The organism is Pedobacter sp. ASV12, from assembly GCF_016429155.1.
GTDB lineage: Bacteria > Bacteroidota > Bacteroidia > Sphingobacteriales > Sphingobacteriaceae > Pedobacter.
The window spans coordinates 1-18,197 of the sequence record NZ_JAELUC010000053.1; the positions used below are offsets into that span (position 1 = coordinate 1).

Here is an 18,197-nt window from a genome sequence, read left to right on the forward strand (position 1 = left end):
CCCCCCCCCCCCCCCCCCCCCCCCCCCCCCCCCCCCCCCCCCCCCCCCCCCCCCCCCCCCCCCCCCCCCCCCCCCCCCCCCCCCCCCCCCCCCCCCCCCCCCCCCCCCCCCCCTTTTCAAGCAGAAGCCGGCATACGCGATCATGAGTACTGTCTCGTGGGCTCGGAGATGTGTATAAGAGACAGGTTTCCGCTTGCTTTGGGCGGTTTTAAGCCAGCTCCCGAAATAGACGTGGCCCACTATAAAAAGTACGATGCCTATTATAGCAAGGCTTTGGTAGGCTATGTCTTGTTTCAGTTTGTGGTAGCTTTGGCCGTTGGCTCTATGTTACTGTTTTTATATCTGAAAATGACCGGAGAAACTGTTGTGGCCGCTGCTGTTTTTACCATTTTGACGCTCTTAAGTTGTGGCGCGCTGCTGGAAGGCAGGGCCTGGCTCAAGTATTTCGAATTTATTCGTCTCATAGTAAGCCTCCTTGGGCTCTACTTATTTAAGGATATGGCTATATTTAATAGTTTAGCTATTGTTTTTACGCTGGTTCAGGCAGGTTCGTTCATCTGGTTCTGCTTTATACAAAACAAAATCATATATGCTCAAGAAACATCTTCAATTTAATTTTGCCTTCATCCTCATCTTCATTGTCCAGCTTTTGGTAGAATCTGACCCGATTACTTCCAAATTGGTTTTGCTTGATTTTCATTATGCTGTAAAGCCGCTCATTACCATTTCGTTGCTGCTGTTTCTGGTTTACCACACCCAGCTTAAGGGCCGTTTTGTCAAGCGTGTATTTGGCGGTTTGTTGTTTGGCTTGTTCGGCGATTGCTTTTTGATGTTCCAAACCGCTCATCCTTCATTTTTTTTGTTGGGCTTGGCTTCTTTCCTCGTTGGGCATCTGTTATACATTACGGCATTTTACCTCGATTATATTTGGAATTCGCGCATTCAAAAGGGCTATACGCGTTGGGCGCTGGTTATTTTTGGCGTATTCTGTATTGTATTTTATATTTATTTGCGCCCTTATTTGGCCGACATGAAAATACCGGTAATGGTTTATGCCTTTGTGATTTCGCTGATGGGCATTATGGCCGCCAATCGCAAAGGGAGGGTAAATACCTTGAGTTTCAAGCTGGTGATGTGGGGTGCTGTACTGTTTATTATTTCTGACGCGATATTGGCCTATAATCGCTTTGTACATCCTTTCGAAACTTCTGGCCTCTGGATAATGTCGACCTACATGCTGGCGCAATACCTTATTACGATGGGCACCGTAGAGCGAAAGATGAAGAAGAAATCGGCGATGTAATGTTTAAAATCAGTGTTTTTCCCGGTCCAGAATAGTGAAAATCTGTACCAGGCGTTCTCCCTTTTCATCAACCAACGTAAGCGTATGTTTGCCCGGAGCAGGATTTAAGGCCATTTGGTGGAAAGATTGGGTGGTGCCGACGTAGTTCTCGTCGATGTGCCAATAGATTTTTGTTTTTGGATTACGGTGGGCCACATTGAAGATAACCTTGCCCCGTGTGCCATCCAGCTCTACCGGGATATAGACCACTGCATTGTTCTTGGGATAAATCATATCCATCGGCAATTGATTGCTCGGTTCGTCGCAACCTGGTTTAAAGGGGGGCAAAGGCTTGTAATCGCTGTTTTTGATCTTGTAGTAATACTCCATGGCCGGAGGCAATACAAACCATTTCGCATGTTGCATTTGTGCGGGGCTTTCGCATTTGTCGGTTACACGGTAAGTACCGGTTGCATCGAGGTGAACAAGTTGGTGGTAAGGGCATATCCTGGTTTTTTCTCCAGCAAAAGGCACCATGTCGCTTATTTTTTCGGGACAGTTTTCGCCTGCCTTAAAGCCGCTTTGTTTGCATACCGCAATTTTCTTGAGCTTGGTTTTTGGGGTTTGAAACCAGTTAGCGTTGGGCAAGAGCCGAAAAATATCGAAAAGGACGGGAGCCGCTGCTTCAATACCCATTAAGCCAGGCCTGCCTTCGCCATCGGCATTGCCTACCCATACACAAACCACATAATCTGGAGTTAAGCCAATGGCCCAAGCATCCCGAAAGCCAAAGCTGGTCCCGGTTTTCCAGGCTATCCGTTGCGATGAGGAGAACTGTTCCCACAAACCTTCGTCGCCAGGACGCATCACTTCTTCCATGGCATTAAAAGTGGCCCAAATGGCTCCGTGGTCTAGTACCGAATTTGGTTCCAGTTGCCCCTTATCGATGGTTTGCTCCTTGTTTTTAACATAAGAAGGGGCATCATAATCATGAGGATTATACCGGCCTTGGTATTCGTTAAAGTGGTTAAGCGTACGGGCCATGCCCATATAACTTCTGGCCAAATCCCACAAGGTTACTTCGCTGCCCCCTAAAATAAGCGATAAACCATAATGATCGGCAGGTTTGTTGAGTGTGCTAAAATGCAGTTTTTTGAGTTGGTCGTAAAAGCGCTCGTACTTATACTGCTGCAACATTTTTACCGCCGGAATATTGAGCGATCTGCTTAGGGCCTTGTCGGCCGCAATGGCGCCATCGTAGCCCAAATCGTAATTTTGAGGCGTGTAGCCTGCAATTTGCGTAGGAATGTCGGCTACCAGCGAATGAGGTAGTAGCAAGCCATCGCTCAGCATGCTGGCATAAAGCAGGGGCTTGAGCGTACTCCCTGGACTTCGAGGTGCCTTGATCATATCCACATGGCTTTCGAGCTCCTTGTTTTCGGGCTGGTAGTTGTTGCCCACATAGCTCATTACCTTGGCATTTTTTACATCGAGCACCAAGGCTGCTATGTTATTGATCCCGTTGGCTTTGTATCTGTTGTTGTATCTTTTAAGTAATTCGTTTACTTTAAGTTGTAAATCGTAATTTAAAGTTGAACTTAATTTGGTAGAAGGCAATTTTAAAGTTCTTCTTTCCGCTTTAAAACGGTTAAGCAGGTGTGGCGCATACTGAGGTAAAGGCAGTGGTTGCGTTGGGATGGGTTCTGCTTTGGAAAGATTGGCCGTAGCCCGATCTATGTAATTCAAGGTTACCAATTTATCCAGTAAATCGTTTCTTTTTTTGATGAGCTTATGGGCGTTCTTGCCGGGGCGTACCAGCGATGGGCTGTTGGGCAGCACGGCTAAGGTAGCCATTTCGCCCCACGAGAGGTCTCTTGCTTTTCGGCCATAATATCGCCAGCTGGCGGCTTCCAAGCCAACCACATTGCTGCCAAAAGGGGCATTGGCGGCATAGAGCCCCAAGATCTCTTTTTTAGAATGGCCAAGTTCCAAACGCATGGCCAAATACATCTCGATCAGCTTTTGCCAAATGCTACGGTTTTGTTTGCGCGATAAGCGGATGACTTGCATGCTAATGGTGCTGCCACCACTGACTACGCTGCCCGATTGCAGGTTTTGTTTCATGGCACGACCCATAGCCACCGGATCTACACCAAAATGCATTAAAAAGCGCTGGTCTTCGAAAGCGGTTAGGCATTTGGCAAATTTATCAGGCACCGAATCGGCCACTGGAAAGCGCCATTGCCCATCGCTTGCAATCGATGCACTGAGCAATTCGCCGTTACTGGCCTCTACTACATAAGAGGTAGGGCTTCTGAACAATTGTTTGGGCCAAGCCAACAGAAAAACCAGTACACCTAAAAGGCAAATGCCATCGCTAATTAGAAATGCTTTGGGTATTCTGATCATTTTTTATACGCAAAGGGGTAACATTTTGTGGTAATGCTTGATGTATATCAAAATCAAGGTTATGGAAAAAATTGTTACTTTTTTAAGGTTTGCAGCGGGGTTTGTTCGTTTTTTGATGATTAATATTTGGCCGAGGCTCTAGGTGTTAGTTTGCAGTTATAAGTCAATAGTCCATAGTCAATTTAGCTATGACCATGGACCATCGACTAAAAACTATTTGATAACCTGCACCCATTTGCCGGCCACTGTAGCACTGATGTTGTTGTTGTACATTGCTTCGCATTGTACGGCCGACAGGTAGTATTTGCCCAAATATGAAGCATTGAGCAATACTTTATAGGTGAGGGTTTCATTTTCTCGGAGGTTAAAATAAGTGAATACGCGATCATCCCTAATGTCTCGATAGGTATATGGCGACGAAGCCAGTATACTTTCGTTGTCGTTTAAACGGGTATTGATAATTTCCCATCCTGAAGGGAAAATCTGCGTCAGCGCCATTTGTTCGTAATAACCCATTTTGCCAGGGTTTTTGATGGTTACTTCGGCATAAAAATCGGTTCCCTGCTTCAACACGCTTGGATCGAGGATTTGGCCTCTCAAGGTTTTGTAGCTTACTGACAAGCCCAGGGCATCGGGATTGTTTGGCAGGAAGCTGTTTTGGCCAGCCGCTGGTTGCCCCTGCAGCACCAAACGCACAAACAACACGTTGCTGCCGGTGTTGGTAATGCTCACCTTGTTGTTTTTAAAGCCCAGCTGACTACTGTTCAGGTATTGTTCGCTGTTTACGTTTCCGTTTTGGCCATCGATTACATAATTGTATTGCAACTTGTTTGCACTGCTATTTTGGCCACAGAATTTGGCAATGGCTAATAAGCTATAGGCCGTGGTTTGCGTACTGTACCAGGTATCTCTGCCCAAACGAGCCGCAACGCTTTGCAGCAATTGGCCGGCTTTTACCTTTTGGCCCATCAGGGTCAGTGTTTCCATAATCATGGCCTCATCCCTCAATTCAGAGCCGTAAGTGCCACCCAGTTGGTTATAAGGCTCTACAGTTAAAGCTAAACCTTTAACCAGGGCATTGGCAGCCGCACTTTGGCCTGCCAATTGATAAGCCGCTGCCAATCGCCATTTAGCGCTTACCGATAGGTATTCAAAAGCCCTTAACCGGTTCATGGCGGCCATTTCTGGTTTTTTAGCCAAGGCCAGCACGTATAAGCGGTAGGCTTGGCTTAAATCGCCACCATAAAAGTTGTTGCTATTAGGTACCCAGTTATTGGCTTTGCTTTTTTGGTAGCGGATCAGTTCGTCGAGCAGACCAACCGGTAGGGTATAGCCTGCGTTCTGGGCTTCTACCAAGAAATGTCCGGCATAATTGGTTCCCCATTCATCAGCCGATCCTTCGCCCGGCCAATAGCTTAAGCCACCTTCTGTGGTTTGGAAACCTTTTAAACGGTTAATGCCCGATTTGATATTTCGTTCAACCTCGGCTTTTTTCTGATTGCTCAATGGCGTAAGCTTATCGAGCATTAATTGTGGGAAAATACCTGAGGTGGTCTGTTCTACGCAACCATGCGGATATTGGATCAAATAACCCAGGCGTTTGTTCAGGTTGATTGGCGGAATTGAAGATACTTCAACCGTGCCAGAATTGGTGCCAGCCATGCCGATTGGACTATATGCGGTTTTCCAGGTTTGTTTAGGCTGCAGGGTAGCCGCTATGACATTGCTTACATAAGGATTTGGATTGCGTACATCCATTTCTACGTCGTAAATGGTCTTTTCGGCACCGCTTTGTGCTACGATTTTCACTTTAGCCACGCCAACGGCATCAGGGGCAGTTACCTGAAAATAAGCCATTTGCTCGCCGGCCTGTTTAAAGCTTAGCTGCTGTGTTTTAGCGCCATTAACCAACAGTTGCCCGCTCTGCAATGCAACACTTACGTTTTTGAGGTTATTGTTGGTGGCAAAAATGTTGACCGGCAAAGTAAAGCTTTCGCCCGGACCAATTACTCTTGGCAGCGTGGCCAATACCATTAACGGTTTTTTCACCTCAACGCTTTTCTCTGCATAGCCATAAGCACCTTCTTGGGCCGCAACAACCATGGCCCTAACGGCACCAATGTATTGGGGCAAGGTAAATTTATGGGTTTTGCTTTCGCCTTTGCCGAGTTTGTACGGCCCCATAAATTTAACGACAGGTTTAAAACGGTTTGCTTTTGCTGGATTAAGGTTCCTGTTCACGCTGCCGTCGCCACCAATGCTCAAAATACGTTCAAGATTACCTCCCCAGGCACCCAATACCTGATCAAACAAATCCCATGTTTTAACGCCCAAACCTTCTCTGGCGTAAAAAATGCGATGTGGATCTGGCGTTTTAAAACGGGTAAGGTCTAGCAGGCCTTCATCAACCAAGGCAATGGTATAGGTCATTGCTTTTCCTTTTTCTTCGGCAACGGTAATGCTGCTTTCTACTTCTGGTTTTAGGGTAGCCGGCATTTTGATGACCGGTTTCAATATGGTTTCCGGATCTTCAATGCTTAACGGAATGGCACCGTACATCCTGATCGGCAAATCGTTTAAGGTTTGCGCATGGGGCTGCAAAAGGGTTACGTTGGCAAATACGTTGGGCGCCATGTTCTTTTCGGCCTTGAACTTGAATTGGGTTTGGCCCTTTTGGGTGTCAATCCAATAGGTTTTAAGCACACGGCTGCCATTTTCTATTGAAATCAAGGCTCGTCCATTTTCTCCGGTAGGGATGGTGAGCACCACCTCTTCGCCTACATTAAATTTTTCTTTGTTGGCCGTAAACGAAAGCATAGAGGCTTCGGTAGGGTTGTTGGCCTGTTCGCGTTGTGCCCAGCCCGGCCAATCTATATACACAGATTTGCCGGTGGTATGGCCTCCAAAGCCATCGCGTACCAAAATGAGGTAACGGCCCCATTCGGGCTCATTAATGCGCAGGGTCCAAGAGCCTTTGCCATTATAAAGCATAACCGATTGCTTTTGAACCAGTTTGTTGTATTGGTTTTGCGTAAAATTGGCATAACTTTCCTGATTGTCTTGTTCCCACCACCAGCGCCATTGCACTTTGTACAGTTCTACTTCAACGGTTTTGCTGCCGGTCATTAAACGGCCATTGCGGTCAACATTTACCAATTCTATTTTATGGTCTTGCCCTGTTACCAGCATGCCACTCAGGCGATCGCCTTTTGGTGTTTTTACGCCTAAATAATTGTCGTAAACATGGTAAGGGATGCTAAAATTGTCGATGCTGAAATTACCGCCCGGCTCAAATACCTTGGTGGTGAAATTAGCCCTTAACATACCTGGAGCAGTATTATTTTCGCTTAAATTGGTATTAACGGTGGCCATGCCATTGGCATTTAGGGTGCCTTCGAAAATGGTTTTTACCTGCGACTGGAAGTTGATGGTGGGATTGTCAAAGCTGTAATCGTCAAAACCCTTAAACTTGGTCTGCATGGTATTCAGGTTTACATCTACCTTGGCTTTGAGGTTTTGTGCCGGGGTACCAAAAAGCCATTTGGCCGAAAGGGTAGTGGCCGATGAGGCGCCATTGCCCAAATAGGTTTTCCCGGCTAAATCGAAGTTGATTTTTAAGCGGTTAGGCATAATGGTTTCGATCTTGATGGTTTTAGAGAACGAAGCACCACCCACCTTCACCTTGGCCAGCCAATTGCCTGTTGGCGCCGTACTTTCGGTCGCGGTTTTAAAGGTATAAAAACCGTTTAGTGCCTGAGCGCTTACCATTTTTTTGGATAGCTGGCCTTTCGGATTATAAAACTCGAAAGTAACCGGATAATTTTCGGGCAGTTTTTTCAGTTTGTCTTCCAAGATAAAGGATAGGTAAAGACTGTCGCCCGGACGCCAAACACCCCGTTCTCCGTAAATGAAGCCCTTGATGCCTTCCTGCACCACATCGCCACCCACATTGAAGCGGCTCAAAGGCAACGAGTTGCCGTCATCCAGCTTTAAGTAGCCTCTTTCTTTGCCGTTCTTGGCAATCAAGAGGAAAGGCTTACGTTTAAGGTTGAAGGTAGCCCAACCGTCTCCATCGGTTTTTACCGTGGTCAATACCTGTCTTTGGTAATCCAATAATTCTATATCGACACCACTTAAAGGCTTTGCGGTAAGCAGATCGGTTGCCACCACCAGCATGCTGTTGTCGTTGCCACGTTTGGCAATCAGCCCAATATTCGAGGCCAAGAGGTTTCTGCTGGCCCAGCGTTCGTTGGTATAATAAGAAGGCGTGCAGGGATTGTTGCGATCGTCCCAACGGTAGTGATTGGGATAGTAGCTGTTGTAGCGCTCCCAAAATTCGTCGTCTTCATCTATTTTTTCTCCATAGCTGCCATAGTCTTCGTCGCCTTCGTCACCATCGGCAACCTTGGTTTCGTCAGCTTTGCAGTCGTAAACGTTGTAAGCCTGTCTAAAGCCAATGGTTACGCGGTACATGGCACCCGGCTCGGTTCTGATGAGCTTGTCGAGGTCGAGCGTAAAACGTGTTTTTTTGTGCAGGTTAATGGCCTTGTCTTCGTCTAGGCGAATGGTTTTTTGAACTACCGGTTTGGCCACCCGACGGAGCTCATTGCCTTCTTTGTAATTGTTTACCTGGAAAAACTGCGGAATGTTGTCTTCATAGATCTTGATAATGGTTACATCAACCGCCTTCAGGTTAACGGCTTCGAAAGGCAATACCAATTTGCCCGAATTAGGCAGTATGGTTCCAGTACCTGCTATGGTAACCGAAGGCTGCTTGTTTTCGAAGATGATATTGGCCGTTTTGGCACTTTGCAATGTTTTGCCTTCAATATTGGTGATACCCGTATTAACTGTAACGTTGTAATTGCCCTGCAGTTCGTCGGGTGCATAAACTTTGATCTGACTGCCGTCTATCGTAAAACGAAGGTCTTGCAGGGCTCCCAAAGTAATCAATCCGTTAAGATCCTGACCCACGTTTACCGGTTCGGCACATTGAATCAAGGCATAATCTTCCGAACCCTGAATGGCTTTGATATCGAGTACCTTGAAAACGTTTTTGGCAGGCACCATGATTTTTGCTTCGCCATTATTGTCTGATGCCCCAATGGCATCGCCATTCCATTTGAGCAGGAGTGCCAGTTCGCTGCTTCCTTTTTTAATGCTGTCGATGGTAAAGGTAGATTGGTGCTTTTCTGGGTTATGTTGCCATTTAACTTTGAGTTTTTGCGCAAAGTCAATACTTAGGGCCTGTTCAATGCTCTGTTGTTCTTCTACATCGGCGGTATTTACCTCGCCGCTCAGTTTCATGTAGGCCAAAGAGGTATTGTTTTGCGATACCAAGCCATTTTGGCTCAGGCTAAGTCCCGGTTTGATCACCTTAAAGTCGAAGTCGAAATCTTCGAGGCCCTTTTCTGTAGTGGTAATTTTATCGAGGTGTAAGGTGGCCTCGTATTTTTGATCGGGCTTGAGCGCTTCGCTAGGTCTGAATTCGATGGTTTGGGCATCAATCCAATAGGTTTTTCCCTTAATGCTTGGCGAAAAATCGACCAATTCGCGTTCGTCGGGCTTGCCCAGGTCGGTCAGGTTCTTGACGGCGCTGGCCAAGTGCACGCGGATAAAGCTCTTTTTAGAAATCGTACCCGAAGTATAAGATTCGATGTACTTGGCATAAGCCTGGTTGTCCTGATGCTTTTTCTTTTTAAAGATCAAAAAGGCTGCCGCGGCCGCAATGGCCACCAGCAGGCCGATAAGAATATACTTTTTTGAAGCTGAAGCGATGGGTTTTCCGGTATTTTCCATACATAAATTGTGGGTGATGCATGAAAATTAGCGAAAAAGCTTTGTAGAGAAGAATTTATTTATCAACGATTCTCCAGTTTTCAGTCCTGACTACAAAAGGATAAAAATAGCTGTCCTTTCCAGGAAGAATAACGAAGTAATCTTTGCAGGAGAAAGGGCTTCTTTGCGCGGCACGACAAACCTTCTAATTTATCAATAAATTACTTGATCATTACTCCGGGTTTGTTCAATAGGGGAATACGGATGAGGTTGTTATCGATGATGCTTTCGGGAAGGAAGATGAACTTTTTATCAAAAATGTCTTTTCCGATATAATAGCTGAGCCAGTATTCGTTGGTTAAGCCAAACACGGCCGGATCAATAGCTTCAACCGCGGCATACGACTGCGGAGCCAAATCGCCTATAAAATGTCTTAGCAACGATGTTTTGACTTGCTTGCCGTCTTTCTCACCATAACCTTTGGAGGTAATGAGCACGTTGGTAATGGGTTCTTTTTTGAAATTGACCAAATACACGTTCCAGTTTTTTACCTCTGGCGTTTCGCCCATCAACACCACGGCGATGGCTACATCTTCAACAATATTTTCTGGCAGGTCTTTTTTCAATGTGCTAATGTCTTAAGGTTGGAAAGTCGTTATGTTTATTTCTAACCCGTAACTCGTTAACCGTAAACTTTTACTTCTTCTTTGCTACCGCTTTCTTTTTGGCTGGTGCTTTTTTCTTTTTGGGTTCAAAAGCATCGGGTACTTGAGCAACGATCAGTTTTTTAACGTCATCCAAAGAGATAGCAGCCAATTCCTCGGCAGTGTATTTTTGCTTGGTGGCCGGATTGTTCCCCAGTTTCAGCATTTCCTTGCCAAAACGGATAAATGGTCCCCAGCGACCGTTTTCGATGGCTATTTTCTCTTCTGTCCATTGCTGGATAAAACGGTTGTTCTCTTTTTCTATCTTTTTGCTAATCAGCTCTTCGATGTCGCGCTGCGAAAGGTTTTCAAAATTATAGGCGCGCGGTACATTGATAAACAGGTCGTTCCATTTAATAAATGGCCCGAAACGGCCTGTGCCCTTGGTTACCGGCATATTTTGGTATTGGGCAACCGGTGCATCGGCAGTCATTTTTTCCTGGATAATTTCAATAGCCCTGTCCATATCAACGCTTAACGGATCTTCGTTTTTAGGGATCGAAATAAAGGCATCGCCCCATTTTACGTAAGGACCAAATCGGCCTACACCCACCGAAACTTCCTTGCCTTGGTAATCGTCAAGCTGGAACGGCAGTTTAAATTGGTCTAAAGCTTCTTCAAGCGTAACGGTTCCTACCGACTGCGACTTTAACAGGCTGGCATAGCGTGGCTTGTCGTTTTCGTCGTCGGTTAAGTCGCCAATTTGTACCAGAGGTCCATAACGGCCCACTTTGGCATATACGTTTTTGCCCGAAACCGGATCAACGCCCAATAAACGTTCGCCATTGGCACGGTCGGCCGTTTCTAGGGTGGTTTCTACTTCGGTGTGGAAAGGCTGGTAAAAAGAATGCAACATTTTGGTCCATTCTTGCAGGCCTTGCGCAATCTCGTCAAACTGCTTTTCTACTTTGGCCGTAAAGTTAAAATCGACAATTCCCTTAAAATGTTCTACCAGGAAGTCGTTTACTACTTCGCCGATATCGGTAGGGAAGAGCTTAGCCTTTTCGGCTCCGGTAACTTCGGTTTTGGTTTGCTTGCTGATGTGGCCATCGGCCAATACCATACTTACGAAATTGCGTTTTTTGCCATCGCGGTCTTCTTTTACCACATAGCCACGGTTTTGGATGGTCGAAATGGTTGGGGCATAGGTAGAAGGTCGGCCAATGCCTAATTCTTCCAGTTTTTTAACCAAACTGGCTTCTGTATACCTGGCTGGAGGCCTTGAAAAACGCTCAACGGCAGCCATTTCCTTGAGCAATAGCGTTTGGCCTTTTGTTAAGGGTGGCAACAAGTTGTTGTCGTCGTTATCATCTTCCTCTTCGTCGGTTGATTCGAGGTATACTTTTAAGAAGCCATCAAATTTCAATACTTCGCCCTCGGCAATCAGTTCTTCTTTGCGGGTATTGATATGGATATTAGCTGTTGTTTTTTCAAATATGGCTTCGCTCATCTGCGAAGCGATGGCACGTTTCCAAATCAGTTCGTACAAACGTTTTTCGGCATTGTCGCTCCCGGCAGTATGCTGGTTAAAGTAAGTAGGACGGATGGCCTCGTGCGCTTCTTGGGCGCCGGCTGTTTTGGTTTTGTAAACCCTTGGCTGGTGGTATTGCTGGCCATAAGCCGATTTGATTTCGGCGGCAGCGGCAGCGATGGCGGTTTCAGAAAGGTTAACCGAATCGGTACGCATATAAGTGATTTTACCGCTTTCGTAAAGTTTCTGTGCAATTTGCATGGTTCTGGCTACCGAATAGCCCAGCTTTCTGGAAGCTTCCTGTTGCAGGGTAGAAGTGGTAAATGGCGCCGCCGGATTTCTTTTGGCAGGTCTTACCTCCAAGTTGCTTACCGAGAAATTGGCACTTGCGCAATCCTGCAGGAATTTTTCGGCATCTGCTGCCTTTTCAAAACGTTGTGGCAATTCTGCCTTTACAATTTCGCGGCCTTTACCGGTGCTCAATTGGGCCGTAATTTTAAAAGCAGTCGTGGCATTGAATTGGTTAACTTCGCGTTCGCGGTCTACAATTAAGCGTACCGCCACCGATTGTACCCGGCCGGCAGACAAAGCTGGTTTTACTTTTTTCCATAATACTGGCGAAAGCTCAAAGCCTACCAAACGATCTAAAACGCGGCGTGCCTGCTGGGCATGCACCAGGTTATAATCAATGGTTCGCGGGGTTTCTATGGCCTTTAAAATGGCAGGTTTGGTAATCTCATGGAAAACGATACGCTTAGTATTGGCTTCTTTCAAGCCTAATGTTTCGAACAAATGCCAGGAAATGGCTTCTCCTTCGCGGTCTTCATCGGACGCGAGCCATACCATTTCGGCCTCCTTAGCTAGTTTTTTGAGTTCGGTAACCACCTGCTTTTTATCGGCAGGTACCTCGTAGGTCTGCGAAAAGTCATTGCTGATGTCTATTCCCATATCACCTTTTACGAGGTCACGGATATGGCCGTAACTAGATTTCACTAAAAAATCTTTTCCTAAATACCCTTCTATGGTTTTAGCTTTTGCAGGTGACTCGACGATCAGTAAATTTTTTGCCATTCAGAACGCTTTTGCTGCAAATAAAACTATAAATTAAGCTAAATTCAAAATTGGCACCGTATTTATTTTAAAATTAACAAGGCCATGCAAATGGCTAACTCCCTCTTTTTGATGAGGTATGGACGGTTTTAGACAGGTTATTTCACGGCTAAAAAAAATAATTTTATTTACTTCCTGATGGCGTATAGTGTACGGCATATTGCATATGGCGTTTTGGCTGATTAGGCTTTTACCGGTTAAGACCACGTTATTTGTTTATTCTTAGATTTTCTGAGGCGCACAAGCGGTTTTTTAAAACCATGAAGGCATTAAGGGCATGAAGATGTTGTTATTTGCCTTAAAGATTATCTGGTTTAAGCCACTGTAAATTTTCTTGACGTTTCGATTATTCAAGCCAACCAATTTGTTCTTATCTTCGTATATACTCAAAAAAATAAAACCATGATCAATACCTTATTACTCCTCATCAGTTTGTGGGTTGCACCAAAGCCGCCTCAAACCATCTACGACTTTTCTTTCAAAACATTAGATGGTAAAACCGTTAAGCTTTCAAAATTTAAAGGCAAGAAGATTCTTATAGTAAATACAGCTTCCAAGTGCGGTTATACCCCACAGTACGAAGACCTTGAAAAACTACATCAAGAATATGGCAAGGATGTAGTGCTGATTGGCTTTCCGGCAGGTAATTTTGGCGGACAGGAATTAGACAACAATGCGGCCATTAAAGAATTCTGTACCGGAACTTACAAAACCACTTTCCTGCTGGCCGAAAAGAGCAGCGTAAAAGGCAACGACATTACACCTTTGTTCAAATATTTGACTACACAGGAAAATCCAGATTTTACGGGAGATATCAAATGGAATTTTGAGAAATTCCTGATCAATGAAAAAGGCCAATTAGTGCATCGCTACCGTTCGGCGGTAAAGCCTTTGGATCCTGCAATTACCAAAAACCTGTAAGCAGGTAAAAGAGCAGATGGAAAACGTAAGATGGATTGGTTTCCGACTTACGTTTTCCATTTTTTATGCTTTAATTTTTCTCGAGGATAAATCTCCAAAAAGCCGCACTTAAAATAGCGCCCAAAATAGGTGCGGCAATAAACAGCCACAATTGGCTCATGGCTTGTCCGCCAACCAAAACACCCGGGCCAATGCTACGGGCAGGATTTACCGATACACCCGTAATCGGAATGCCTACAATGTGGATAAGTACCAAGCTGAGCCCAATGGCCAAACCTGCAAAGCCTCCGTTGATGTTTTTGGTAGATGTAGCACCAAATATCACCAAGAGGAAAATGAAGGTGAATACGGTTTCGGCAATAAAGCCCGATACCAGGTTGTAGTGCTGTGGAGAGAGTTCGGCATATCCATTCTGGCCGAGCCCGGCAGCGAGCGAATACTCTGCTTTGCCCGAAGCGATAAAGAACAGGATACTTGCACCGGCAATGGCACCAAGCACCTGGGCAATAATGTAATAGATGGCTTCTGATGCCTTCATACGGCCTGCTACCACCATGCCGATAGAAATAGCCGGATTGATGTGGCAGCCGGAAATGTGTCCAATGGCATAAGCCATCGCCACCACCGAAAGTCCAAAGGCAAAGGAGATACCCAACAGACCTACTCCAGTTGTTCCATTAGCCCCCGCAATAACCGCACTCCCGCAACCCATTAACACTAAAACCAAGGTGCCGACAAATTCGGCACCAAATTTTGAGAATTTACTTGTTTCCATATAATTGTAGTTTAATTTAAATGCGAAAAAATTATATAGGGACGACTAATATTAAATTAAATATATATAAATAATTTGCTACTTGTATCCAAAAGAAAGTTAATTTAAAAGCCTTAGTTTTGATGATGAATTTGTATCCCGTACTCTTTATAGCGCTGGTACTGTTATTGGCCTTTTATTTTATTCTTCGCCGGAAGAAAACAACACCGGTTACTTTGTCCGCTTCCGATCTCGGGCTGCTCGATATGCATGTTGTCTATTATCGGCACCTTGACCAGGCAAAGAAAAAACTATTTGTTCAAAAAATAGCCGATTTCTTGGCTTCGGTAAAAATAGAAGGTGTTGGGGTAGAAGTTGAACCTTTAGACCGCCTTTTGGTGGCTAGTAGTGCCGTAATCCCGATTTTTGGTTTCGACAATTGGGCCTATGGCAACTTAGGCAGCGTAGTGCTTTACCCTGATACCTTTAACGAAGACTTTGCTTTTGAAGGTGGGAAACGCAATATTTTGGGCATGGTGGGAACTGGCTACATGAACGGACAGATGATCTTATCGAAAAGTGCCTTGCGGCACGGATTTTCGGCCAGCGCGGGCAAATCGAATACCGGTATCCACGAATTTGTGCACCTGCTGGATAAATCTGATGGCGCTACCGATGGCATTCCACAAAATTTGATGGCACATGAATACACCATTCCCTGGCTTAAAATGATGCATGAAGAAATCGGTCGAATCAATAAAGACCAATCGGATATTGATCCCTATGCCATGACCAACGAGGCCGAGTTTTTTGCCGTAGCTTCAGAATATTTTTTCGAACAGCCAGAAATACTTAAAGAGCATCATCCTGGTCTGTATGAACAATTGAGCCGGATATTTGCACAACATCCGGCTGGTTAAGGTTTAAAGGTCTGCTAAATAGATAGGTCCAAAGATGGCCTGCTGGTTGCCTGAACTATCTGAATACCTGATTTTTAACCCGGTTACTTTGTACGTTCCCGTAGTTGGCGTATTGGGAGTTAAGCTGCTATATAAAAAGGCAGTTACCGTAACGCTCGGATCGCTGGAAGTGATGTCGACGATTTCGTTGGTTACGTTGTCAATGTGAAAAACAAAATCGCCATAGTACCTGATGTCGATCGATCTTTTTTGGACAGGAACCGAAACAGTGGCAAAACTGTAATGGGTGGCGAAGCTGGTAGCTGTGCACAACAGCAAGAATAAGACTAATTTTTTCATGTTTTTAGATTTAGGTTAACCGATATAGTTCTCCACTAAAATTAACTTAAAAATTAGTTAAATCTTCCGATGTAAAAAAATAGAGCATCATGCCGGTTAAAAAAAAGCCACAAATCTTTCCATTTGTGGCTTTTCGTATTTCGAAGGGGTAGGTTAGATCAAAAATCCGCCACCCAATAAATCGTTGCCTTCGTAAAAAACGGCCGATTGGCCAGGCGCAATAGCCGACACCGAATGGTCGAACACCACACGCATTTTATCCTTTTCCTGAACAATGGTGCTCAGCATGCCGGCATCTTTATAGCGGATTTTGGTCACCACGTTTGCTAAAGGCTCCTGAATGCTTTCGTATTTGATCAGGTTTACATTTCTGACCAAAGCCTCTCTGCGTTCCAATTCTTCGGCACGGCCCAGTACTACGGTATTACTTTCGGGCAGGATCTGCGTTACGAACATCGGCTCTCCAAAAGCAACGCCCAAACCTTTGCGCTGACCTATGGTATAGAAAGGATAGCCTTTGTGCTGACCAATGACCATGCCTTGGCTATTGATAAAATTGCCACCGGCTACACGTTCTTCCAAGTCTTCCACTTTGTGTTTTAAGAATGCTCTATAATCGTTATCCGGCACGAAACAAATTTCGTAGCTTTCGCTTTTCTTGGCCAGTTCTTCTTGGCCCATATCCATTGCCATCTGGCGGATTTCTGCTTTAGAAAAGCTGCCCAATGGGAATTTGGTACGTGCCAGGTTTTCTTGTGAAACACCCCAAAGCACATACGATTGGTCTTTGTTTTCGTCTTTTCCTTTAGAAATTACATATCTGCCACTATCTTGCTGACGGATATTGGCATAGTGGCCCGTTGCGATAAACTCGCAGTCCAATTTGTTGGCGCGTTTCAAAAGGGCTTCCCATTTGATATGGGTGTTGCACAATACGCAAGGATTTGGCGTACGGCCGGCCAAATACTCGTCCACAAAGTTGTCGATTACAAAATCGCCAAATTCGTCGCGGATATCCAAAATATAATGCGGAAAGCCATAATTTACAGCCAAGGTACGGGCATCATTAATGCTATCCAGGCTGCAGCAACCGGTTTCCTTGCTGGTACCGCCCGATGTTGCATAATCCCAGGTCTTCATGGTCAGGCCAATTACCTCATAACCCTGTTCGTGCAACATCACTGCTGCTACCGAACTGTCGACACCGCCACTCATGGCCACCAAAATTCTACCGTGTTTGCTCATTGCTGTAAATAAAGTGCAAAAATACAGGTTTTTAGTTAATTATGGGAAATGGGCGGTCTTAACAATGTCAAAAGACTAGAATTTGGCCTGGCTCGACTCCCGTACCTGCAGCTTGGTAGGCAGGAGAATAGTTTCGAAAGGCTGGGCCTTGTTGTCGGCAATAAGCGATAGCAGCTGCTGTGCGGCTAAACGGCCAATTTCAAAAGAAGGCTGGTGGATGGTGCTTAGCGAGGGGTTAAGCACTTCGGCCAAGTCGGTATTGCTAAAACCGATCAGGGCCATATCGTCTGGAATTCGAAGCCCTAACTGATGCAAATGGGCCAGGCATTTGGTGCTTAAAAGGTCGGTAGCTGTAAAAATAGCCTCAGGCACTTGTTTCAAGGCCATTAATTCTTGTAGGGCAGTAGCCAGTTCCTCGTCTAAAGTGGCTGCATTGGTGGTATCGCAAAATTTGACCCAGTCGGGGTTAAAGGCAATGCCGAAATCTTCAAGCGCTTTTTGATAGCCTTTAAATCTTTCGGTTGCTACGCTCAGTTGCGTATTCCAATTGAGATGGGCGATGGCGCGATAACCATTATGAATAAGGTGCACAGTGGCTTCGTAGGCACCTTTAAAATTATCGACAGCTACTTTGTGGGTTTCGATGTGGCTGCTTAAACGGTCGAAAAGCACTACAGGCAAACCGGCTTGCTGCAGGTTGGTCAGGTGGCTAAAATCGGTAGTTTGGTAAGAAGGGGAGATGAGCAGTCCGTCGATGCCGCCAGCGTAGAGCAGGCTTACGTTGGCCTTTTCCTGTTCGTACAGCTCCTTGCTTTGCATGATAATGATCTGGTAATCCCTTTCCGAACAATAGTGGTCTATGCCATCCAGCATCTGGGCCATAAAACTATTGTCTATCGAACATACGATAACGCCAATAGAACGACTTTTGCCTTCCCGGAGGCTTCGTGCCATCCGGTTGGGCACATAATGGTGCTCTTTGGCATAGGCCAAAACCTTCTGCTTGGTTTCATCGCCAATCTGGTAGCTGTCTGTTAGCGCCCGCGAAACGGTAGAAACAGATAGATTTAAGGCTTTGGCAATATCGCTTAAGGTAATATTATTGTTCATTTTCAATCGACTCGTTAGCAGATTTCAGGGCTAAAGATACAGAATTTTGCCGTTTTTAAAGCGAATAGGCATTTTGGCCGCTATGTTTTTACTAAAACCATTTAGTTGTAAGCAGAGATAGTTTTTTGAGGTTGATGAAAAATTAATACCTTAG

General features: G+C 45.4%; 11 protein-coding genes and 1 pseudogene. 4 read left to right on the forward strand and 8 right to left on the reverse strand.

The features are described 5' to 3' along the window. Both JHD69_RS12955 and JHD69_RS12960 read left to right on the forward strand, forming a co-directional pair. Positions 1–615 (forward strand): annotated as a pseudogene (locus tag JHD69_RS12955) (hypothetical protein); the annotation flags it as partial. Continuing rightward, a complete protein-coding gene (locus JHD69_RS12960) occupies positions 590–1,303 on the forward strand; it encodes a lysoplasmalogenase (RefSeq protein ID WP_199140765.1) in 714 nt (237 codons plus the stop codon). The pseudogene JHD69_RS12955 and the gene JHD69_RS12960, both read left to right, overlap by 26 nt. Positions 1,304–1,312: 9 nt before the next feature. On the opposite strand, the gene pbpC is transcribed toward JHD69_RS12960, so the two are convergent. The 4 genes from pbpC to topA all read right to left on the reverse strand — a co-directional run bounded on the left by pbpC (position 1,313) and on the right by topA (position 12,715). Next, the gene (gene pbpC / locus JHD69_RS12965) at positions 1,313–3,691 is read right to left on the reverse strand and encodes a penicillin-binding protein 1C (protein WP_199140766.1); all 2,379 of its coding nucleotides are present in this window, start codon (positions 3,689–3,691) and stop codon (positions 1,313–1,315) included. 213 nt (positions 3,692–3,904) lie between these two features. Further along, on the reverse strand, positions 3,905–9,490 hold the full coding sequence (locus JHD69_RS12970; protein WP_199140767.1) for an alpha-2-macroglobulin family protein: 5,586 nt from the start codon (positions 9,488–9,490) through the stop codon (positions 3,905–3,907). A 200-nt stretch (positions 9,491–9,690) separates the two neighbouring features. Further along, positions 9,691–10,095, reverse strand: coding sequence for a hypothetical protein (locus JHD69_RS12975; RefSeq protein WP_199140768.1), 405 nt, complete (start codon positions 10,093–10,095; stop codon positions 9,691–9,693). 70 nt (positions 10,096–10,165) lie between these two features. Beyond that, complete coding sequence (gene topA / locus JHD69_RS12980; protein WP_199140769.1) at positions 10,166–12,715, reverse strand: type I DNA topoisomerase; 2,550 nt, start codon at positions 12,713–12,715, stop codon at positions 10,166–10,168. A 441-nt stretch (positions 12,716–13,156) separates the two neighbouring features. On the opposite strand from topA, the gene JHD69_RS12985 reads away from it, so the two are divergent. Beyond that, positions 13,157–13,675, forward strand: coding sequence for a glutathione peroxidase (locus tag JHD69_RS12985; protein WP_199140770.1), 519 nt, complete (start codon positions 13,157–13,159; stop codon positions 13,673–13,675). 70 nt (positions 13,676–13,745) lie between these two features. Here the strand turns inward: JHD69_RS12985 and aqpZ are convergent, their stop codons facing one another. Continuing rightward, positions 13,746–14,450 (reverse strand): aquaporin Z, encoded by a 705-nt coding sequence (gene aqpZ / locus JHD69_RS12990; protein WP_199140771.1) that lies wholly within the window; start codon positions 14,448–14,450, stop codon positions 13,746–13,748. Between the two features lie 125 nt (positions 14,451–14,575). Here aqpZ and JHD69_RS12995 point away from each other — a divergent pair, with 125 nt between their 5' ends. Next, on the forward strand, positions 14,576–15,349 hold the full coding sequence (locus tag JHD69_RS12995; protein WP_370583489.1) for a zinc-dependent peptidase: 774 nt from the start codon (positions 14,576–14,578) through the stop codon (positions 15,347–15,349). Positions 15,350–15,352: 3 nt separating this feature from the next. Here JHD69_RS12995 and JHD69_RS13000 read toward each other — a convergent pair whose 3' ends face one another. From JHD69_RS13000 to JHD69_RS13010, 3 genes are all read right to left on the reverse strand, one after another. Next, complete coding sequence (locus JHD69_RS13000) at positions 15,353–15,688, reverse strand: hypothetical protein (RefSeq protein ID WP_199140773.1); 336 nt, start codon at positions 15,686–15,688, stop codon at positions 15,353–15,355. 153 nt (positions 15,689–15,841) lie between these two features. Next, positions 15,842–16,933, reverse strand: a complete 1,092-nt coding sequence (gene mnmA / locus JHD69_RS13005) for a tRNA 2-thiouridine(34) synthase MnmA (RefSeq protein WP_199140774.1) — start codon at positions 16,931–16,933, stop codon at positions 15,842–15,844. A 75-nt stretch (positions 16,934–17,008) separates the two neighbouring features. Beyond that, positions 17,009–18,043 carry a LacI family DNA-binding transcriptional regulator gene (locus tag JHD69_RS13010; protein ID WP_199140775.1) on the reverse strand — a complete coding sequence of 345 codons (1,035 nt, stop codon included), beginning with the start codon at positions 18,041–18,043 and terminating at the stop codon, positions 17,009–17,011. Positions 18,044–18,197: the final 154 nt, after the last annotated feature.

Coding starts and splice junctions, on each gene's coding strand:
- JHD69_RS12960 (WP_199140765.1), top strand. CDS start 590: ATGCTCAAGAAACATCTTCAATTTAATTTTGCCTTCATCCTCATCTTC.
- pbpC (WP_199140766.1), bottom strand. CDS start 3,691: ATGATCAGAATACCCAAAGCATTTCTAATTAGCGATGGCATTTGCCTT.
- JHD69_RS12970 (WP_199140767.1), bottom strand. CDS start 9,490: ATGGAAAATACCGGAAAACCCATCGCTTCAGCTTCAAAAAAGTATATT.
- topA (WP_199140769.1), bottom strand. CDS start 12,715: ATGGCAAAAAATTTACTGATCGTCGAGTCACCTGCAAAAGCTAAAACC.
- JHD69_RS12985 (WP_199140770.1), top strand. CDS start 13,157: ATGATCAATACCTTATTACTCCTCATCAGTTTGTGGGTTGCACCAAAG.
- aqpZ (WP_199140771.1), bottom strand. CDS start 14,450: ATGGAAACAAGTAAATTCTCAAAATTTGGTGCCGAATTTGTCGGCACC.
- JHD69_RS12995 (WP_370583489.1), top strand. CDS start 14,576: ATGAATTTGTATCCCGTACTCTTTATAGCGCTGGTACTGTTATTGGCC.
- JHD69_RS13000 (WP_199140773.1), bottom strand. CDS start 15,688: ATGAAAAAATTAGTCTTATTCTTGCTGTTGTGCACAGCTACCAGCTTC.
- mnmA (WP_199140774.1), bottom strand. CDS start 16,933: ATGAGCAAACACGGTAGAATTTTGGTGGCCATGAGTGGCGGTGTCGAC.
- JHD69_RS13010 (WP_199140775.1), bottom strand. CDS start 18,043: ATGAACAATAATATTACCTTAAGCGATATTGCCAAAGCCTTAAATCTA.